Source organism: Paenibacillus xylanexedens, assembly GCF_017874615.1.
Lineage (GTDB): Bacteria > Bacillota > Bacilli > Paenibacillales > Paenibacillaceae > Paenibacillus > Paenibacillus xylanexedens.
Window position 1 is genome coordinate 39,984 of sequence record NZ_JAGIKV010000035.1, and the last position, 15,254, is coordinate 55,237.

A 15,254-nucleotide genomic window follows, 5' to 3' on the forward strand; every position below is an offset into this window, starting at 1 on the left:
AAGCATGACCACAACAGCACCATACCAACACTTCTCATATTCAGTTCACCTCGCTTAATCAAGTACCAGCTGCATAGTGCAACGGCAATTAATGATTTCCTTTGCTTCACCTGAAGGATCACCAGGATACATCAGCTTGCTTTTGCCGACCTTAAACGGTTTGTCCAGATCAACCACTTGACCATTTGCCTTGCGATGAGTCTTTCGTGTTCTCGATCCGGCTGCAGAACGCCATTTCTTACCCTTGGCAATCTCGGACTGCTTCCACCCTTCAAGCTTGCCGCCATTTGCCGCTGCCGTGCTCATCGTTCGTGACACCCGCTGCGCTCGTACCATGCTGAAAGGTCCATCTTCACCCGTAGCAGCAATCGCGCTGATCCCCTGAACAAGCAAAGCCCGTTCTGAAGGAGTGTTCCCTTCATCAATCGCCTTTTCGAAGCTTCGTAAGAGTGTATCCGTTGAAGACTGGTTCATATCGGGTACCAGGCTGCGGATCTCCTTAACAAATTTCTTGGCCGCCTTATTCTTAGTGCTCCACACCTTTTCATCATCAAGCTCAAGCAACTCAGACTCTCCCGCCAGATTGAACAAAGGTTCGAATGCATCCTGTACCGCCTGTTCAAACAGATCTCCGAAGACTTCGGATGTGTGTAAAGCAATCATGACCTTGCCCAACTCACCAATATCACCAAGAGATTCCTCGCTCAGTTCAGCGATAGCTTCCTGAAGGGCTTCTCCCTGAAGCTCTAAGATCTCCACGATCCGGTCTTCACCCTGCTTGTATAACTCTTCAAGCAACTTGCGTTCCACATATGTCAGCTCAAGACTATCAAGAAACTCATCGTCATCCGCTTTGACAATCAGTTCCCAGCAAGCTTCACACATGAGCGCCCACCTCAGCTGATCCTTTTCGCAGTAATCGCTTAGCGATGATCGAAACACGCTCCTGTAGGTCGTCAGCATCGCCGTTTCCTTCGTGATCAAGAATAGCCGGTTGGCTTCCTGCTAATTGTGCAATCGGAGTATCAAGGTACTTCGGACTGAACTTACTTTCATCAATCGTCGTACCCAGAACATCCTCAGCAATTGGGATCAGGTCACGGACCAACATAATGCCTCGTTCAGCGATAAAGTCCAGCATTGCCTTGCGATCTTCCGGATCAATGATGCTCGGTGCTCGAAGCACTGCCTTCACTCGGAAGATTCCCATGGCTGGGAACAACCGCTTGTTGAATATCTCATTCATGATCCACTTGCGATAAGGCTCAAATACTTGTTCTTCTGCAAACTGCAATGCTGCCTGAGCTGTCGCCCGGTTGTAGTCTGAACTTTGACCAACAAGAATCGGCGGTAAGCGGAAGGATGACAAGATATCAGCTTTCTTTTCCTTTCCATAATCAAGGAAGAGCGCATCTTGTTGCAGAAGGTCATTGAGCTTGTCCATCTGGATTGATACTTTCTCGACCTTCTCGTCTAATGGTCCGCCTGTTTCTTGCCCTTTGGCTTCAAGGTAAAGAATACCCCCTTGGGATTGAGATCCTTTGACCTTACTCAATAGCTCCATGGATTGTTGAGTGAGTCGTCCATTCGTCACAGTCAGGATCATTGAGAGCATACGGCCATTACTGAAATAGGATACGTTCAATTCCTCAGCTTCACGAGAGCCGACTACACCAGGTGCGTTCCCAAACCAGCGGGGTTCACCATAGGCGCCGTCATTGCCGACCTTCAACGGAATGACCTGGTTCTCGGTACCATCAGTACCGAACAATCGAAACCAAACTACCGATGTCCCGCGCTTCATTGCATATCGACGTGCATAGATTTGTTGAGTGAACTCCTCAACCTCTTTGGTAGAGCTGATCCGTCGTTTGCGTTTAATTGTCGAAAGTTTGCTTTCCTTGGTGTATCGTACATACTTCGGGTCCATCCGGAAGATCGTCGGGAACTCGCTCCCGCTCGGCCAAGCAACTTCCATATTCGCCATCCCCGTGCTTTCCAAATCCTCAATAAGCTGGCCTATGATCTCTTCAGGATTATCTTCGAGGTTACAAGTCTCCAAAAAGCGTTCTGCACGGTTCCATTCTTCCTTTGCAGTCTCGTCACTCTCGCCTGGCAAGTACTCCAGTGCGATACCATGTCCAGCAATGTTGCGCTTGTATGCCTCAATACACTGAGGAATGATGTTGCTGTTTTTGACAAGCAGCCTGCAGGATGTAGGATCGTTGCCTGATTCAAATGGTAACAGCCCATGATGATCGTATAAGCTGTCGAATACATCGGGAAGTTGGGCACTGGATGGAATGTGCTTACCTTCTTCTTTCGCAAATGGAACCCATGCTGCATTGCCTTCACTCAATTAAATCCACCCCGCTCCCCCATTGTTTTCTTCATGCTTCGATTCCTCCCGTTGCTGTTGTTTTTTCTTAAACCATTCGAACCACTTATCGGCTACCTGACGCACCTGCAAGGCAATGGAATAAGCCATGATTCGGTCATCGTGACAACCACTGTCTGCCTCTGCTTTGCCTTTATTGTCGATGAAAGTCATACACTCACCGAACAGCTCTGGACAGTAAATATCGTAAAGCTCATCACGAATGGCTTCTTTGAAGTCTGAGATCATCACAGGGCGAGTTGCTTTATTGGTTTCCCATCCAAGCTTGCCCTTTTTATGAAGGAACAGCAGCGGGTAATGACACGTGTTGAACAACGTGTTAAGCACCGATTCCCCAGTGTTGTTGTTTTCCACTGCCAGCAATGCTGTGTTGTAATACAGGCCCAACGTGTTCAGCTTTTTCCCGAACAAGTCAGTGTCCCACTTGCCATGCAGAGCGGCGCACATTTCTCCTGTACGCGCATCGATCACATAAGCAGCATCATAGTCGCCATCTTCGGTACCCTTTGCTGTATCTGCGGATAAAATATATCGCTTACCCTGTTCTGGAAGGTGATAGATGACCAGTTCCCCCGCATGAGCCGGGACAACCTGTTCTTTAACAAAATCAATTTCATAAATAGCACCTTTCAGTTTAATTGCTTCCTTCAGGCGCTTAATGAATTTGTTATCAAAGATACTTTCACCTGATAACAAGAACGCTTCGTCAGGTTCAGAAGGATATTCCTGCTCAAACTGTCGTGAATCACCGCCGCAATCGTTTCGAATGGTATACCGTCGCCATTGTAACTGCTCATCATCCAACCCGTATTTTGCCTTCAGTTCCAGTTCATCTTCCGTCAGTTCAAACCCCGGAGGAACGGGCTTGCGATAGTCCGGCATTTCGAACCATGCAAAAAAGAGCGGAGAAAAATCATTCTCGCCCTTCACAGCTGCATCCCATATTTGCTTGAACTCTTCCATGCCGTTTGCTGTAGATTCGATAATTCCGATGCTTCCTGGCTCTTTGGACAAAGCAGCAAGAAGGGAAAGCAAATGTCGCTTCTTCTTCTTGGCTGGCCAGAACGCAACTTCGGAAGCATGCAGATAATGAATCGTATCCGAACGGGCAAGCACTCGGCTTTCTGCCGTTTGTACGGTGATCTTTGATTTCAGCCCCGGGTTCCTTCGACGGTCTGCCGTCCGGATCGCGGGATTCTCAAATGTCAGCTTCTTGGCGTTGTTCTTGCGAGTCATCGGCTGAATAACCGATGGCACTCGTTCATAGTAAAGCTGGAACATATCGAACAAGTTACTTGAAGCATCGGAAGACTGAGCAACGATAAAGGCATTCTTTGCTTCCTGCAATGACGTGAAATAATAGATTAACGCCTCTGTCACCGTTGAAAAGCCCATTTGCCGAGCTTTCAGAATGATAATCCGAACGGGCTTCCCTGCTTCTAAATCTTCAAATACCTTTGCAGCATAGCGCCGCTGGGCATCATTGAGGATCAACCGTACCATAGCACCGGACTTGTCCTTGATCTTGAGCATCCGGTAACAAAATTGTTCGAAGTCTAACAAGATCGCTTTTAGTTCGGCCAGTTTGTCCGGTCGTTGTTGCAGCCTACGCTTGATTCGACGACGGTGTTCCTTAGCCAATGCAATTACCAATCTAAATCATCCCCATCGTCATCTTCATCGTCTACATCATTCCCTCCCCCGCTTTCATCCCCATGGCCCAACGCCTTGTATTTATCCAGCTCAAGACGTTCACGGGCGATTCTTAATTTCTCTTCTTCTTGCTGCAAGCTGGCGATCAAATTGATGACCCGAAGCTTCTTATCCCGTGTTTTGACCAAGGCTTCCTCTTGTTTGAGTATCTTGTCCAACTTAGACGTGACTACGGTCGTAATCTCGGTGACCTTCATCCCTTCGGTGGTAAGTGGTACCTTGATTGCCTTTCCCGTCTTAGGGCTCAACATAGAAACTTTGTCCTGCCGCTGCATGAGCTCTTGCTTTGTCTTACGCTCTTCGTCAGTAAGACCGGATTCAAGAAGCTTGACCCGTTTCATGTGTCGCCGCTCCTGCAGGGATAACATGATCAACTGTTCATTGAGCTGTGCAAGGGGGTCAGTATCGATCTGATCCATCATATCCTGTTCGTCAGGCTCCAATGTATCAAGGAAGATCGTTTCATACATCCCTGTCTTGAGCGCATGCTTGTTGCGATATGGACCACCATCGCCACCGCGGTTACCCACAGCATTCTGGTTACCCGGTGGAGCACCGCCCCGATTGCCAGATGCATTCTTATTGCCTTTGGGCGCTCCCCTTGATTTCGGAACGCTCCCATTCGTTCCATTTGGAGCGTTCCCTTTGGAAGCCCCCGAAACGCTCCCATTCAATTCGTCTTCCCAACGATCCATGGACTTCCATTTGCGTACCCTGGACTCGGGAACAGAAAGAGCGGCGGCGATGTCTTTTAGCTTCATCGTTCCGCCGCTCTCCAGCCACATCAGTTTAGCCTTGTCCCGTTCAGGACTTCTCTCTCTGGCCATCTACATTCATCACCACCCCCAACAAAAAAAATATTTTGTTTTCCATATGAGAAAGTCGGTTTAAATCGGACATTATTATATATACAACCAAAAGGAGATGTTAAAATGACTAAACGTAAGTGTACTTACTGCCTTAAAAACTCTTTGATTGTCAGACAGATTCATCATCCTATCGATGATCCAAATGAACCTTTGATACTCTTTGAATGCGAGACATGCAGACGACGAATGTTTGCATTCAGTTATCTGGAAGAAAAGTCTCATCCTTCTGAAGCTTGATATCCAATTCGATGAGACGTTCCAGATCCTGAACGGTCTGCATCTTTATATTTCCAGCCTGTAGGTCTTTCACCCACTGAGCAATTGATGCCTTAACGATCTTACGGTACTGCTCTTTACTCTCAAGGATACCTTCCATTACAGCGAGTTCATGTTGCAATAAATCTTCATCTGGTGTTCTCATGCGTACCCCTCAGCTTTCCGTTATGATGGAATGCGAGATAGCGGATGTCTGCAAAATGCCACGCGTGGCGGGCCGCTATCTCAGCCGGGGGATACCCTGGAGGAATGGGAGGACGTTACCGCGTCCTCCTTTTTATTTTGGATACGGTTTGTGCAAAGGCAGAATCTTACGCCGCATCTTCTTGTTCAACGGCATCAGGTACTTGTGCTTGCCCTCTGTCCGGTACAATTCGGCATTGGCATCCAAGTTGTTCCTGATCCAATCGATGCGTTGACTGCCGGTACCATACTTGCTGTGAATCGATTTGGGATGTGTCTTCTTCCCTTTAATGATGAAATAATGCTCCCCGTCCGTCTTTCCCTCATAGATCCAGTTCGTCGCCTGATAGATCCCACCGTGATGCTTTTGCTCAACGTCGGCATAACTGACGATCAACTCCACATTGGGGGATTGCTCCTTCAAGAATCGGATCGCTTTGGCAAGGATCTCCGATACAAATGATTGATGCTTGGTTAAAGCAACCCGTGTCAACTCACAGCATTCACGCTGAGTCAGGCCATATGGTGAACCGATATTCTGAGTCGCCCCACGGCTGAATATAACCACACCGATAAACTGGCCATCTTCCCATGCTCCCACCTTCACCGACTTTCCTGCGGGCAAGCTGCGGCTGTAGTGGAAATTCTCACAGGAGAACTTCGCTGCTTCATGTGTCGCCCAATCCACTTTTAAATCAATCATGTTCGAATTCCTCTTTGCAGTGCGGACAAGTCACCAGCTTTGAACTCAATACCCCCAAATCGCCTTGATCCTCGGAAGTACCCGCATCGAAGTTCGGGATCTCAATCTCACCAAGCATCTGTTTCAGGTCTACATCGTCGAACCCGGAGACAGCAATATCCACACCTTCCTGTTGCAGCTCAACAAGCAACTGCGATAGGGCATCTTCATCCCAGTCACCTGATACCTTGTTCAAAGCAATATTCAGGAGCCGTTCCTGCTGATCGTCCAGATCCACCACGGATACCTGCAGCTCAGTGTGGCCCAGCTCATCGACCATAATCTTGTATCGCTGATGACCGCCCACCATGTTCCCGGTGCGTTCGTTCCAGACAATCGGCTCAACATAACCAAATTCCTCTATGCTGCGGCGAAGCTTCTCGTATTCCAGATCGCCAGGCTGGAGATCAACGCGGGGGTTGTAGGCTGCTGCATTAATCTGATAGATCGGCACGATTCTGATGTTCATACCTATCACCTCTAAATTATTATGGCATCAAAAAAAGGACGAGTTGGTACAACTCGTCCTCCCACTTATTTAGTAGCAATCTTAGAAAAACTCAATATCATTAATTGTTGGTACGCCTATACATTGTATTTCAAGTACTTCATATTTGTCGCTTTTAATATAGATATCAACTGTCTGTGGTCTTGTTGTAACAGTCGAATTAATTCTAATGCTGGTACTACCAGCATCTATTGATTGTGGATCGCCTAATTTTCTATAGCCAGTCACATTAAACACAGCTTCTGTAGTAAAAAAAGAACCCGTTTTTAATCTTAGTAGTGAAATTTGTTGGGGATCATTTTCAAATATAATTTTAAAATTTCCCGTTGCAGTAGGCGTTCCGCTTGTCCAGTAAGTTTCAACTTGATTATCTTTGGCTTTTTGCGCTGAAAACTGAGGTCCTAATTCGTAATCTGCCGAAACCTTTGCGTTATTTGGCAAACGTTTTAAGCCAATATCAAGCATTTCCCGGGTATACAAACTTTCCTTTGTGGCAGTGGTTAATGTCATCCTAATCATTCTCCTTTAAAATTATATTTTGTTTTCCCCGTCCCTTATAGTGCACAAATTAGATTTTTAAATACACCCATTTAATACCTATTTAATACAATAAACATAATATTTATTACTTTATTAGGATATCGCACTTCTTAATATTTTTGTGTTGAGTTGGTTTCAACGTTTGGTTGATCATCATATGCATGCGTAGGCTCACTCAGACGCTGTTCTCCGCTCTTCAACGGACTGTTCCCTGCAAACGGACATTCTCACCTATTCAAGCTTTAAATGGCTCACATCTCGTCATATGAGAGCAAAAGAAAAAGCACCCGATTTAGGATGCTTCCTTAAGAAATTCGTATACCATTTTGATATAACTCGAAAATGTTTGAATGTAATCTTCGTCATCAACTTTGGAAGCATCAAAAATCAGTTGTTCTCCTGAATCCAGAGTGATAGTTAATTTCGAACCGGCATAGCGATCATTAAGGTGTTCTAAATAGTCTAGTTTAGTCACCTTGTAATTTTTATAAATGATTTCGCTCAAAACTTTCGTGTCTTTCTTTATTGAAATAATATCTTTGTGCGTGAATAATGTGACCCCTGGTTTTTCTTTACCGAACCAATCCTCCGGGTAGAATGCCATTACTCTTTCCTCTAGCTGACTTTTTTGAATATGCATTAGTAAATCCGTAGAGATTGATCTGTTTCCAAAGTATCTTTTAAACTCTTTGTACATTTCCATATTAATCCCTCCTCGACATCATTTTTCGACATCGGGGAGTATTTTCCTTCAAAATAAGCACTGTGATAGTTGTCTAGTTGTCTTCAAAGGTCACTGCTGGCGCTTTGAAGATTGTATTCTCTATCTGAGAGAGAACAGTTTTCATAGGAATCTTATATGTTTTGACCAAAATTTTTGATAGTACCTCTTTTAATTTGAAGTATCTATCATAAATATCTGGTCTAGCGATGTTTTTTAAAAATCCCGAAATATCGCCGTGAACTACTTTGCTTCTTAAATTATACATATCTTTAATCAAGTCAAATGTTTGTTTTCTTTTTGTTTCATCCTCTTCAATCAAAAGACTAGCATTTAAAGATACACGATAACTGACTTGATCACTCCCGGTAACCAAAAGAGCTTCTAATGCAGTGATAACACTGAGGATAGCTTGCTCTAAATAAGGAGTGGAACAAGAGGATAAATAATTATTGTAGGCGTAAGACCATTCTGTTGTCTTCCATTCAGAATTAGACATAGCTGTATGTTGAATCTGGCTGTATTCAAAAATTATGTCCATTACTCTTTTTATGTGTTCTACATCATGATCGCCTATAAGGTAAGCATCTTCTTCTGGTGCACTTGAGACGTCGATGGTTTTAGAACCATAATAATTAATCAGCAGAGAGTTTTTCCCTTTATTCAATGCATAGAAATGCCCCTCTTCAGACCCGGATATTTTTCTTAATCTCAGATTTACTTTAGGTAAAGCCAACCTTAAGCAATCATAAAAAATAGTTGGACTACTTTCATATGATATTTGTTCTGACTGATTCCAAGCAATAATTGTTTCTTCTCTATCTTTAATCAAATTAAAATACTCATTCAGTTTAACTACTGGTTCATCGAGTTTAACGTTTTCCATTACAACATGCTCGGTATTGTTCTCCATGTTTCTACCTCCTGTTAACTATATTGATTATTGTAATATATTTCTTTCCTTAACACATCTAGGTCTACTACAGAACTGTTTCACTCCATCCCATCTTCCCCATACACAACCTTTACATTTCTCTGGCTGCTTGTTGGGGCGAATGCGTATCTTCTTCCGTCTTCTGCTGATCACTTCAATTCCTCCAATAAAAAAAGCCGATCCAGTGAAGGAACGACTTTGGCTGTTGTATGTACAATAATGGCTAATCGAATTACGTTTTCTGGCTATAAAATGACGCTTTTGGCGATTCGTGTGACGCTTTTAAAAGAATGGCGTCCGTACCGTCCGCAGCAAAAACGCTGCACTCTTTGCTTTAAATGCATACGTACTATGTAACTATAGAGGAAGAACAAGACCATTTTACTGAAGCTACCAAATGCGGGTCAAGGAACAGAAAACGGGTGAGTCCCGATGATATGGAACAAACCCGTCGTTTCCTGCTTAATCCTTGCTATTTCGCATTTGGATCATACCGTACATTACCCCGACATGATCATTACAACCAAATTGCATCAATTTCGATAATTTAACAACCAAGCAGTAGAAAAAGCGAGAAGAGGAACGCCCCAGTCATATGCCGCTATTGCAGCTGTGCGTTTCATTCTCGCTCGATTTCCACAATACAAATATATCACTTCAAAAGTCTAACGAACTGCCATCATACGTCCAAAAAAGGTTTAAATATCAGTCAAGTTTAAATGAAGATGTTTCGGTAACTTTAAGCAACTCAAGATCTAAAAGCTTTGGGTTAAAGTAAATAGGATTATCAATTAGAACTTTCATAGCTATTTTCAGAAGAATAATAGCTAACCGGGGAGTTGGTAACGTCAACCCAAGCTCTTGTAGTGTGATCTCCTGGTTTTTCACTTTTCCTCCGTGTACAATCGAAGAACGATAAGCATATATTTTTTTAACAATGTCAAACACCATATCTGGAGTATACGATGTTATTGGTGATATTTTGAAAATAGTAGCCATCCTCAATGCAAGTTTGTGAGTGAGTTCTCCAGTCCCTCCATCACTGAGTAATGCTTCCATAGCAATTGTTGCATCCAAAATTGAATCTTCTTCTTCTTCCCTTAGAACACACATATTTAGTCTTCGATTAGCAAGTTGCAATTTATGGTGTTTTACTAAATCAAACCTTTCAAACAGATTTAGTATATCTTTTGCTAAGTCTTCATTAATCGTTGTAAATTCAGTTTTTAACCAATAGTAATTTTCAAACACCTTAGGATATGATCTAATTGTAGTTCCATATATTGAACTAAGAAAAGCATTATACTTTTCTGTCCAGCCCACTGGAACAGCAAGTACCTGTGCATAACCTAAGTCACTATTAAAGGTAATAATCCTCATTGAATTAAAAAATGAATTGATTTTATCAATTGGATACATGGTAATTTCCGAAAAATGTTGATTCACATCGAAATAAGATAGTTTTCCTGCAATTGAGAAACCCTTAATTTTTAAAGCATGCGATGCTCCATTAAGAATAGAGGATGATATTGGAGATCCGTGTTGTTGTATTGATGATCTTGAAAGTTGAAGATTATCATCAATCTTTACAATCTCTATATCTCCAGTTTCGTTACCAACACAATCTTCAAATTCAAACTTAGTGAACAATATGGGAATATATATATCATAATAAAGTTTTTCCGCAAAAATGAATTCTTCAATCGGTTCATACAATTCAATAAAATTCCCAACTTTCCATTCAGATTCCACATCATAAGTATGTAAATACGCGTCTACCAAATTGGTAACCAACAGGCGAACACCTAACAGGTAAATATCATTATTAAAAACTCCTCTGTAAGAGAAAAATTTTTTGAAATAATCTTCGCTACCTAATAATTCTGAATATTCTTGAAAACCATCGATTGAATTTATATCTATTTTTTTGTCATCAAACAAACTTGAATAATTCTTAGGCCCTCCTATAACGTAGTGCTTATAAATCTCATCAAAACCAATTTCATTCTTTTTCAAATAAGGAAAATCAAAATGTTGGGTTATATAACGCCCCTCATTTTCTTTCAGAAAAACTTTCACTGCTGAAATGCCAGAAAAAACAACCCTCTGAATGTGAGATTTTAACATATCCTTATCAACCATCTTTTCACTCCTACCTCTATTATTATGAATTTCATTATAAAGCAAAAATAACTGGACGAATCCAGTTATTTCAGACAGTATTCTGCTTTTATCAATATTTCTAATCTAAGTGAGTTAGCCAAGATATTTAAAGCTTCGACTTTTATACGTCGAAATGTGCTATCGCTAAGCCCCATTTCTCCACAGCTAATGTAATCAAATTCCCCTTCATTATCAAGATAGCTCCGTTGAATGACTTCGCTTTGCACTGAAGACAGCCCCTCCATGGCCAAACTAAGCAACCGATCCTTTTCCTTTAACTCAGCTTCCTTGTCCACATTATATATAGCGATCCTCTCTGTTTGTTTGCTGATCGCATTAGTAGATTGATGTTCTCTATATACATAAGCCTGCGTGACTGCTGCCTCGCGTCTCACGAAACCGATCTGCCGGTACTGCCGAACGGTTTCTAAATATTCTTCCACAGCGCGGCGGGTAGCTTTCTCGTCGATCGGCAGTATGTTAAAAGTTAATTGTAAGTTGTTTTTTCGGCGTTTCCCCATTTTGATCCCCTCACCGTGTTATAATTTTTGGTGAGGTTTATTTGATGTGTCCCCCGCCTGGCCGCCAAGCTCGCGGGGGAGATTTGTTATTCAAGAATCACTTTGCTGCAAAATTCATCCCATTCGGCTGCGCAATCCTCTGCGCTCCAGCCGCTTACCAAGTCTTCCGGATATCCGTATTCTAAAAGCAATGCTCTATGATCTCTTCGCAAACCTACCACTCACCTCCACGTTTGTAATACTTACTGTTGCCATTATGCTGTTGCGGGGCAGTTACAGCCTTTTGCAGCTTGTCAGGCCGTTTAGGTGGATGCTCAGCCCCAATTGCCTTCAGATGCTGTTCAATCCTTTCTTTGGTCCACGTTTCTTTTTTAAAATCCCGATAATTGATCATCAGCAGATCCTCCCCGATTGAATGCCTTCCTGTAGATCCGAAAGCAAGTTATAGACGTTGGCATCATGTGTCTTCTCAATGCCTTGATCTTGAATCCATCTCATGATACCCGCTTGAGTTACGACCTTTGGCCGTTTGCCCTTCTTTGTCAATGCCAGGGTACGAACTCCTCCTGCTGTTTGTGTAAGGTATCCCTTACGAATGAGTGTGTTAATGTGTGAATGAATAGTAGAAGATGATGACAACATGAGTGCTTCAGCAGTCTCCCTGATCGTAGGAGCATAACCGTTGTCTTCAATGAATAGTCGAATATAGTCATAGACTTCTTTCTGTCGTCGGCTGAGGGTTTTCTCTAATGTCGCTTCCGTTGTCACTGTGCTTCCTCTCCTTATCTTTTGAATTTCGTACCCATGTGAAACCTCGGTACCGATCTTCGATCAGATATGACTTACCCTGCGGCACAAAATTACTCGGCTCTACCCGCAACTTTCCAAACCCCGTTTCAACTGATCCTTGCTGTACCAGTTCCGTACCTGCAGCACATACCATTTTGATCTGATCGATGCGGCAGCCATCTTCAATCAACGGTGCAAGCTTATGATCGATTAACTGAATTACCTTTGGTGAGATGACCATGTAAACAGCTCCTTTATCCTGTCATTAATTTAAGGCGGTCCCCTTATTGCCAGCCGTACAGGTGGTCCACCGTAATGAATGATTGCTGTAATCTCGTCCTTAAATTGCGCAAACCAAACTAGCTCTCGAATAGGAAATCGATATTTGAATTGAATCTATTTATAAAAAAAATACGTATTAAATAATGAGGTGAAAATATGAGAATAAATAAACTATTGAAATGGTTAAAGATTACCTGGGGGCTAACGTACATAGCTTTTGTTGTAGTGTTTGTAATAGTACTAGGCTTCTTTATTACTGGAATGCTCCAAGACAAAAAAGCATTAATTGATACGGCAGCTATGAGCACCGTTACGTTGTTACTTGCGTTTGCCTCACTACCCAGTTTGTTAATTCAGTTACTCTCGCTTCTCGAAATCAATCAAAAGAAAACTTACACTGCTACAAAAAAATGTCCCCACTGTAGACATACTATTGACTTGAAGATCACTGAAGATTAAAGATTCAGTACATATGTTCTGTTTATTGAATGCAGCTGATCACCCCGGCCAACAATCGACCGGGGATGCTGCTATGTGAGGGGGCCTTAAGCTACCCCGCTACCTACCATTTGTTCTTTAACAGCCTTCTTGTAGCGGGAAAGCATACCACTTAGTTTTCCTTGAGACATGCCCAAATCCGCTGCAATTTCACGCCATGTCACATCACTGCCGCGCTTACGTTCAATGGCAGCGGGGATGTCTAATGTGATTTCAGGAATAATCGGGCGGTTCTCCAAGATGTAGCGCTCCAGTTCGTCCGGATCAACATCACCAGAACCTCCTTCTGTATTACCTGTAGGTTGATTCTCGTCTGCTGGCGGCTGCTGTTCACCTTTCGATTCCTCGGAAGAGAAGTCCATCTCCTTCGATCCGGACTGATCATCGCCGCCATCCTTCATCCAGGCTGGAATATCATTGTCGTCATTATCACCGTAAGGATCATTTGGATCGGTACCAGGATCATCGGCGCCTGTCGGTGGAACAGTTGGCTGGTCGTCACCTTCTCCCGTTTCCTGACCGTCTCCCGTTAGCTGCTCTTGATCAATTGGCGGCTCTGCTGGTCCAAATAACTGAGCTTGATTCTCGTCCTGCTCTGGTTCAGAACCCGGCTTCTCGATCTGTGTTACTACACCTGACGCATCCGTCGTTACACGGCGACCACTGTCCCAAGTACGGTACATAGCGTCCCGTTCATCCTCTTCAAACTCAAATGCAGCTTGCGGATCTCCTAGGAACACATTGATTTTTTCACCTTGGTTAGTGGACAAGAACATGAAATTATCCTGAACAACCTTCAACGGCAAAGTAAGTTTAATCTCCACATCAGACTCGCCGACTTTAAATCCTTTTCCCATAGTTGCGCTGAATTTTGCAAAGTTTTTAATCATTCCAGTCATCTCCTCAAATTTTATAATTGTGAATATTCCTTGATTTTCACTTCAATGCGCGGTCGTGCACTGTAACGCTTCCGGGCGAACACCTCAACAACTTGGCTATCATCCTTCCAAATAACACCTTTCAGGGCATCCTTGACCCCCTTCAGGTAATTGTCCACGTCCGGTTTGGTCGTCGGTACAATCTGTCCAGCTTCAGCGAGCGCCGCCTTCTTTTGGTTTTTGCTGATGGATTTTGGTATAGATCGGTAAACCGTCAACACCATGCCGATAGGTCCGAGTAACAAAGCATCAGGTGCGTGTTCACTGGCTGCCAGCTTCACGTAATCTTTGTAATCCTTGGATTTCTTCGGATCGTACATCTTCACAAAACCTGTTTTGGTCGAAGCTTTTGGACGCCCCTGCGCCACCGGTTCACCATATACCGTGAAAGTGATCATCTGCGTCGCCGTCCTTTCGTTCTTTCTCTACGCCGTTGACGTGCAGGCAGCATGTCCCGCTTAATGACAAACACCTCGGCCAGTTTACGGCCATCATCCCCGCGAACAACGTAACTCAAATGTGTCTGATGGTGCGGATCAATCAGCTTTCGCATGCTGCACCTCCAGTTCCGACAATTGCATCAAACTCAGCGATCCCTTCATGGAGCTCAGTTTGATCAATCCCCGCAAATTCCGTCTGCAGCTCGTCTTCATCGGGAATTTGTCCCGTGTTCATAAATCGATGTCTCATGTACTCTGACACCGACCATCTGGTATAAGGATTGCCCATCAAGTACGCACCTTGTACGGCCACAACATGCCATCGATCTTGTCCAGCAACCAGCGTTTCCCCGAATGCTTGTTCAGCAGTACAACACCTTCAGACGTTTCCCTTTCAGACAACCAGTTTTCCAACGTTACGCTTGGTCTGGCCTTGAGCAGATCGAGCTTTTGTTTCTTGGTGAGTCGTTTACCTTGCTTCATGTTCGTTCCCTCCTTACGCCCATTGGCGTTTTTCTATATCTTCAGGCTCCGGTGGAGTTGGGCCATAGTTATGCTTCCGCTCATAGTTTACGAATTTATTGAATTGTTTCAGGAAGACCAATTCAACGGTACCGACCGGACCATTACGTTGCTTACCGATGATGATCTCGATAATATTTTTCTTCTCGGTCTCCTGGTTATAGTAGTCATCCCGGTACAGGAACGCTACGATGTCGGCATCTTGCTCGATCGAACC

The 15,254-nt window shown here is 43.6% G+C and carries 21 protein-coding genes; all 21 read right to left on the bottom strand.

The genetic code is table 11. From position 1 onward, the window contains the following. Positions 1-54: 54 nt before the first annotated feature. Positions 55-885 (bottom strand): phage minor head protein, encoded by an 831-nt coding sequence (locus J2Z28_RS29020; RefSeq protein ID WP_211085491.1) that lies wholly within the window; start codon positions 883-885, stop codon positions 55-57. After that, on the bottom strand, positions 878-2,359 hold the full coding sequence (locus J2Z28_RS29025) for a phage portal protein (RefSeq protein WP_211085492.1): 1,482 nt from the start codon (positions 2,357-2,359) through the stop codon (positions 878-880). Before J2Z28_RS29025 ends, J2Z28_RS29020 begins: the two co-directional genes overlap by 8 nt. Further along, positions 2,360-4,051, bottom strand: a complete 1,692-nt coding sequence (locus J2Z28_RS29030; RefSeq protein ID WP_211085493.1) for a terminase large subunit — start codon at positions 4,049-4,051, stop codon at positions 2,360-2,362. Beyond that, positions 4,045-4,938, bottom strand: a complete 894-nt coding sequence (terS, locus tag J2Z28_RS29035; RefSeq protein ID WP_211085494.1) for a phage terminase small subunit — start codon at positions 4,936-4,938, stop codon at positions 4,045-4,047. Before terS ends, J2Z28_RS29030 begins: the two co-directional genes overlap by 7 nt. A gap of 238 nt (positions 4,939-5,176) precedes the next feature. Beyond that, on the bottom strand, positions 5,177-5,401 hold the full coding sequence (locus J2Z28_RS29040) for a hypothetical protein (protein WP_211085495.1): 225 nt from the start codon (positions 5,399-5,401) through the stop codon (positions 5,177-5,179). Positions 5,402-5,533: 132 nt separating this feature from the next. Continuing rightward, positions 5,534-6,142, bottom strand: coding sequence for a Mom family adenine methylcarbamoylation protein (locus tag J2Z28_RS29045; RefSeq protein WP_211085496.1), 609 nt, complete (start codon positions 6,140-6,142; stop codon positions 5,534-5,536). Then, positions 6,135-6,650, bottom strand: a complete 516-nt coding sequence (locus tag J2Z28_RS29050; protein WP_211085497.1) for a ParB N-terminal domain-containing protein — start codon at positions 6,648-6,650, stop codon at positions 6,135-6,137. The genes J2Z28_RS29045 and J2Z28_RS29050 overlap by 8 nt, the downstream gene beginning before the upstream one ends. 81 nt (positions 6,651-6,731) lie before the next feature. After that, the gene (locus J2Z28_RS29055; RefSeq protein WP_211085498.1) at positions 6,732-7,199 is read right to left on the bottom strand and encodes a hypothetical protein; all 468 of its coding nucleotides are present in this window, start codon (positions 7,197-7,199) and stop codon (positions 6,732-6,734) included. A 322-nt stretch (positions 7,200-7,521) separates the two neighbouring features. Beyond that, positions 7,522-7,932 carry a hypothetical protein gene (locus J2Z28_RS29060; protein ID WP_211085499.1) on the bottom strand — a complete coding sequence of 137 codons (411 nt, stop codon included), beginning with the start codon at positions 7,930-7,932 and terminating at the stop codon, positions 7,522-7,524. A 73-nt stretch (positions 7,933-8,005) separates the two neighbouring features. Next, positions 8,006-8,863 (bottom strand): HEPN domain-containing protein, encoded by an 858-nt coding sequence (locus tag J2Z28_RS29065; protein WP_211085500.1) that lies wholly within the window; start codon positions 8,861-8,863, stop codon positions 8,006-8,008. Positions 8,864-9,589: 726 nt separating this feature from the next. Continuing rightward, on the bottom strand, positions 9,590-11,026 hold the full coding sequence (locus tag J2Z28_RS29070; protein WP_211085501.1) for a HEPN domain-containing protein: 1,437 nt from the start codon (positions 11,024-11,026) through the stop codon (positions 9,590-9,592). 65 nt (positions 11,027-11,091) lie between these two features. After that, positions 11,092-11,568 carry an ArpU family phage packaging/lysis transcriptional regulator gene (locus J2Z28_RS29075; protein ID WP_211085502.1) on the bottom strand — a complete coding sequence of 159 codons (477 nt, stop codon included), beginning with the start codon at positions 11,566-11,568 and terminating at the stop codon, positions 11,092-11,094. Positions 11,569-11,782: 214 nt separating this feature from the next. Further along, positions 11,783-11,962, bottom strand: a complete 180-nt coding sequence (locus tag J2Z28_RS29080; RefSeq protein WP_211085503.1) for a hypothetical protein — start codon at positions 11,960-11,962, stop codon at positions 11,783-11,785. Then, on the bottom strand, positions 11,962-12,336 hold the full coding sequence (locus tag J2Z28_RS29085; protein ID WP_211085504.1) for a LexA family protein: 375 nt from the start codon (positions 12,334-12,336) through the stop codon (positions 11,962-11,964). Before J2Z28_RS29085 ends, J2Z28_RS29080 begins: the two co-directional genes overlap by 1 nt. Next, positions 12,278-12,598: a hypothetical protein gene (locus tag J2Z28_RS29090; protein WP_211085505.1), complete on the bottom strand. Its 321-nt coding sequence runs from the start codon at positions 12,596-12,598 to the stop codon at positions 12,278-12,280. Before J2Z28_RS29090 ends, J2Z28_RS29085 begins: the two co-directional genes overlap by 59 nt. Before the next feature lie 586 nt (positions 12,599-13,184). Beyond that, on the bottom strand, positions 13,185-14,027 hold the full coding sequence (locus J2Z28_RS29095; protein ID WP_211085506.1) for a hypothetical protein: 843 nt from the start codon (positions 14,025-14,027) through the stop codon (positions 13,185-13,187). Positions 14,028-14,047: 20 nt separating this feature from the next. Further along, positions 14,048-14,473 (bottom strand): RusA family crossover junction endodeoxyribonuclease, encoded by a 426-nt coding sequence (locus tag J2Z28_RS29100; protein ID WP_211085507.1) that lies wholly within the window; start codon positions 14,471-14,473, stop codon positions 14,048-14,050. Then, on the bottom strand, positions 14,470-14,628 hold the full coding sequence (locus J2Z28_RS29105) for a hypothetical protein (protein ID WP_211085508.1): 159 nt from the start codon (positions 14,626-14,628) through the stop codon (positions 14,470-14,472). The genes J2Z28_RS29100 and J2Z28_RS29105 overlap by 4 nt, the downstream gene beginning before the upstream one ends. Beyond that, entirely contained in the window at positions 14,616-14,750 is a 135-nt protein-coding gene (locus tag J2Z28_RS31585; protein WP_280530866.1) for a hypothetical protein, read from the bottom strand. Before J2Z28_RS31585 ends, J2Z28_RS29105 begins: the two co-directional genes overlap by 13 nt. 53 nt (positions 14,751-14,803) lie before the next feature. Further along, on the bottom strand, positions 14,804-14,998 hold the full coding sequence (locus tag J2Z28_RS29110; RefSeq protein WP_211085509.1) for a DUF6906 family protein: 195 nt from the start codon (positions 14,996-14,998) through the stop codon (positions 14,804-14,806). A gap of 13 nt (positions 14,999-15,011) precedes the next feature. Next, positions 15,012-15,254 (bottom strand): DnaB-like helicase C-terminal domain-containing protein (locus J2Z28_RS29115; protein ID WP_280530867.1); only part of this gene is annotated, 243 nt, incomplete at its 5' end.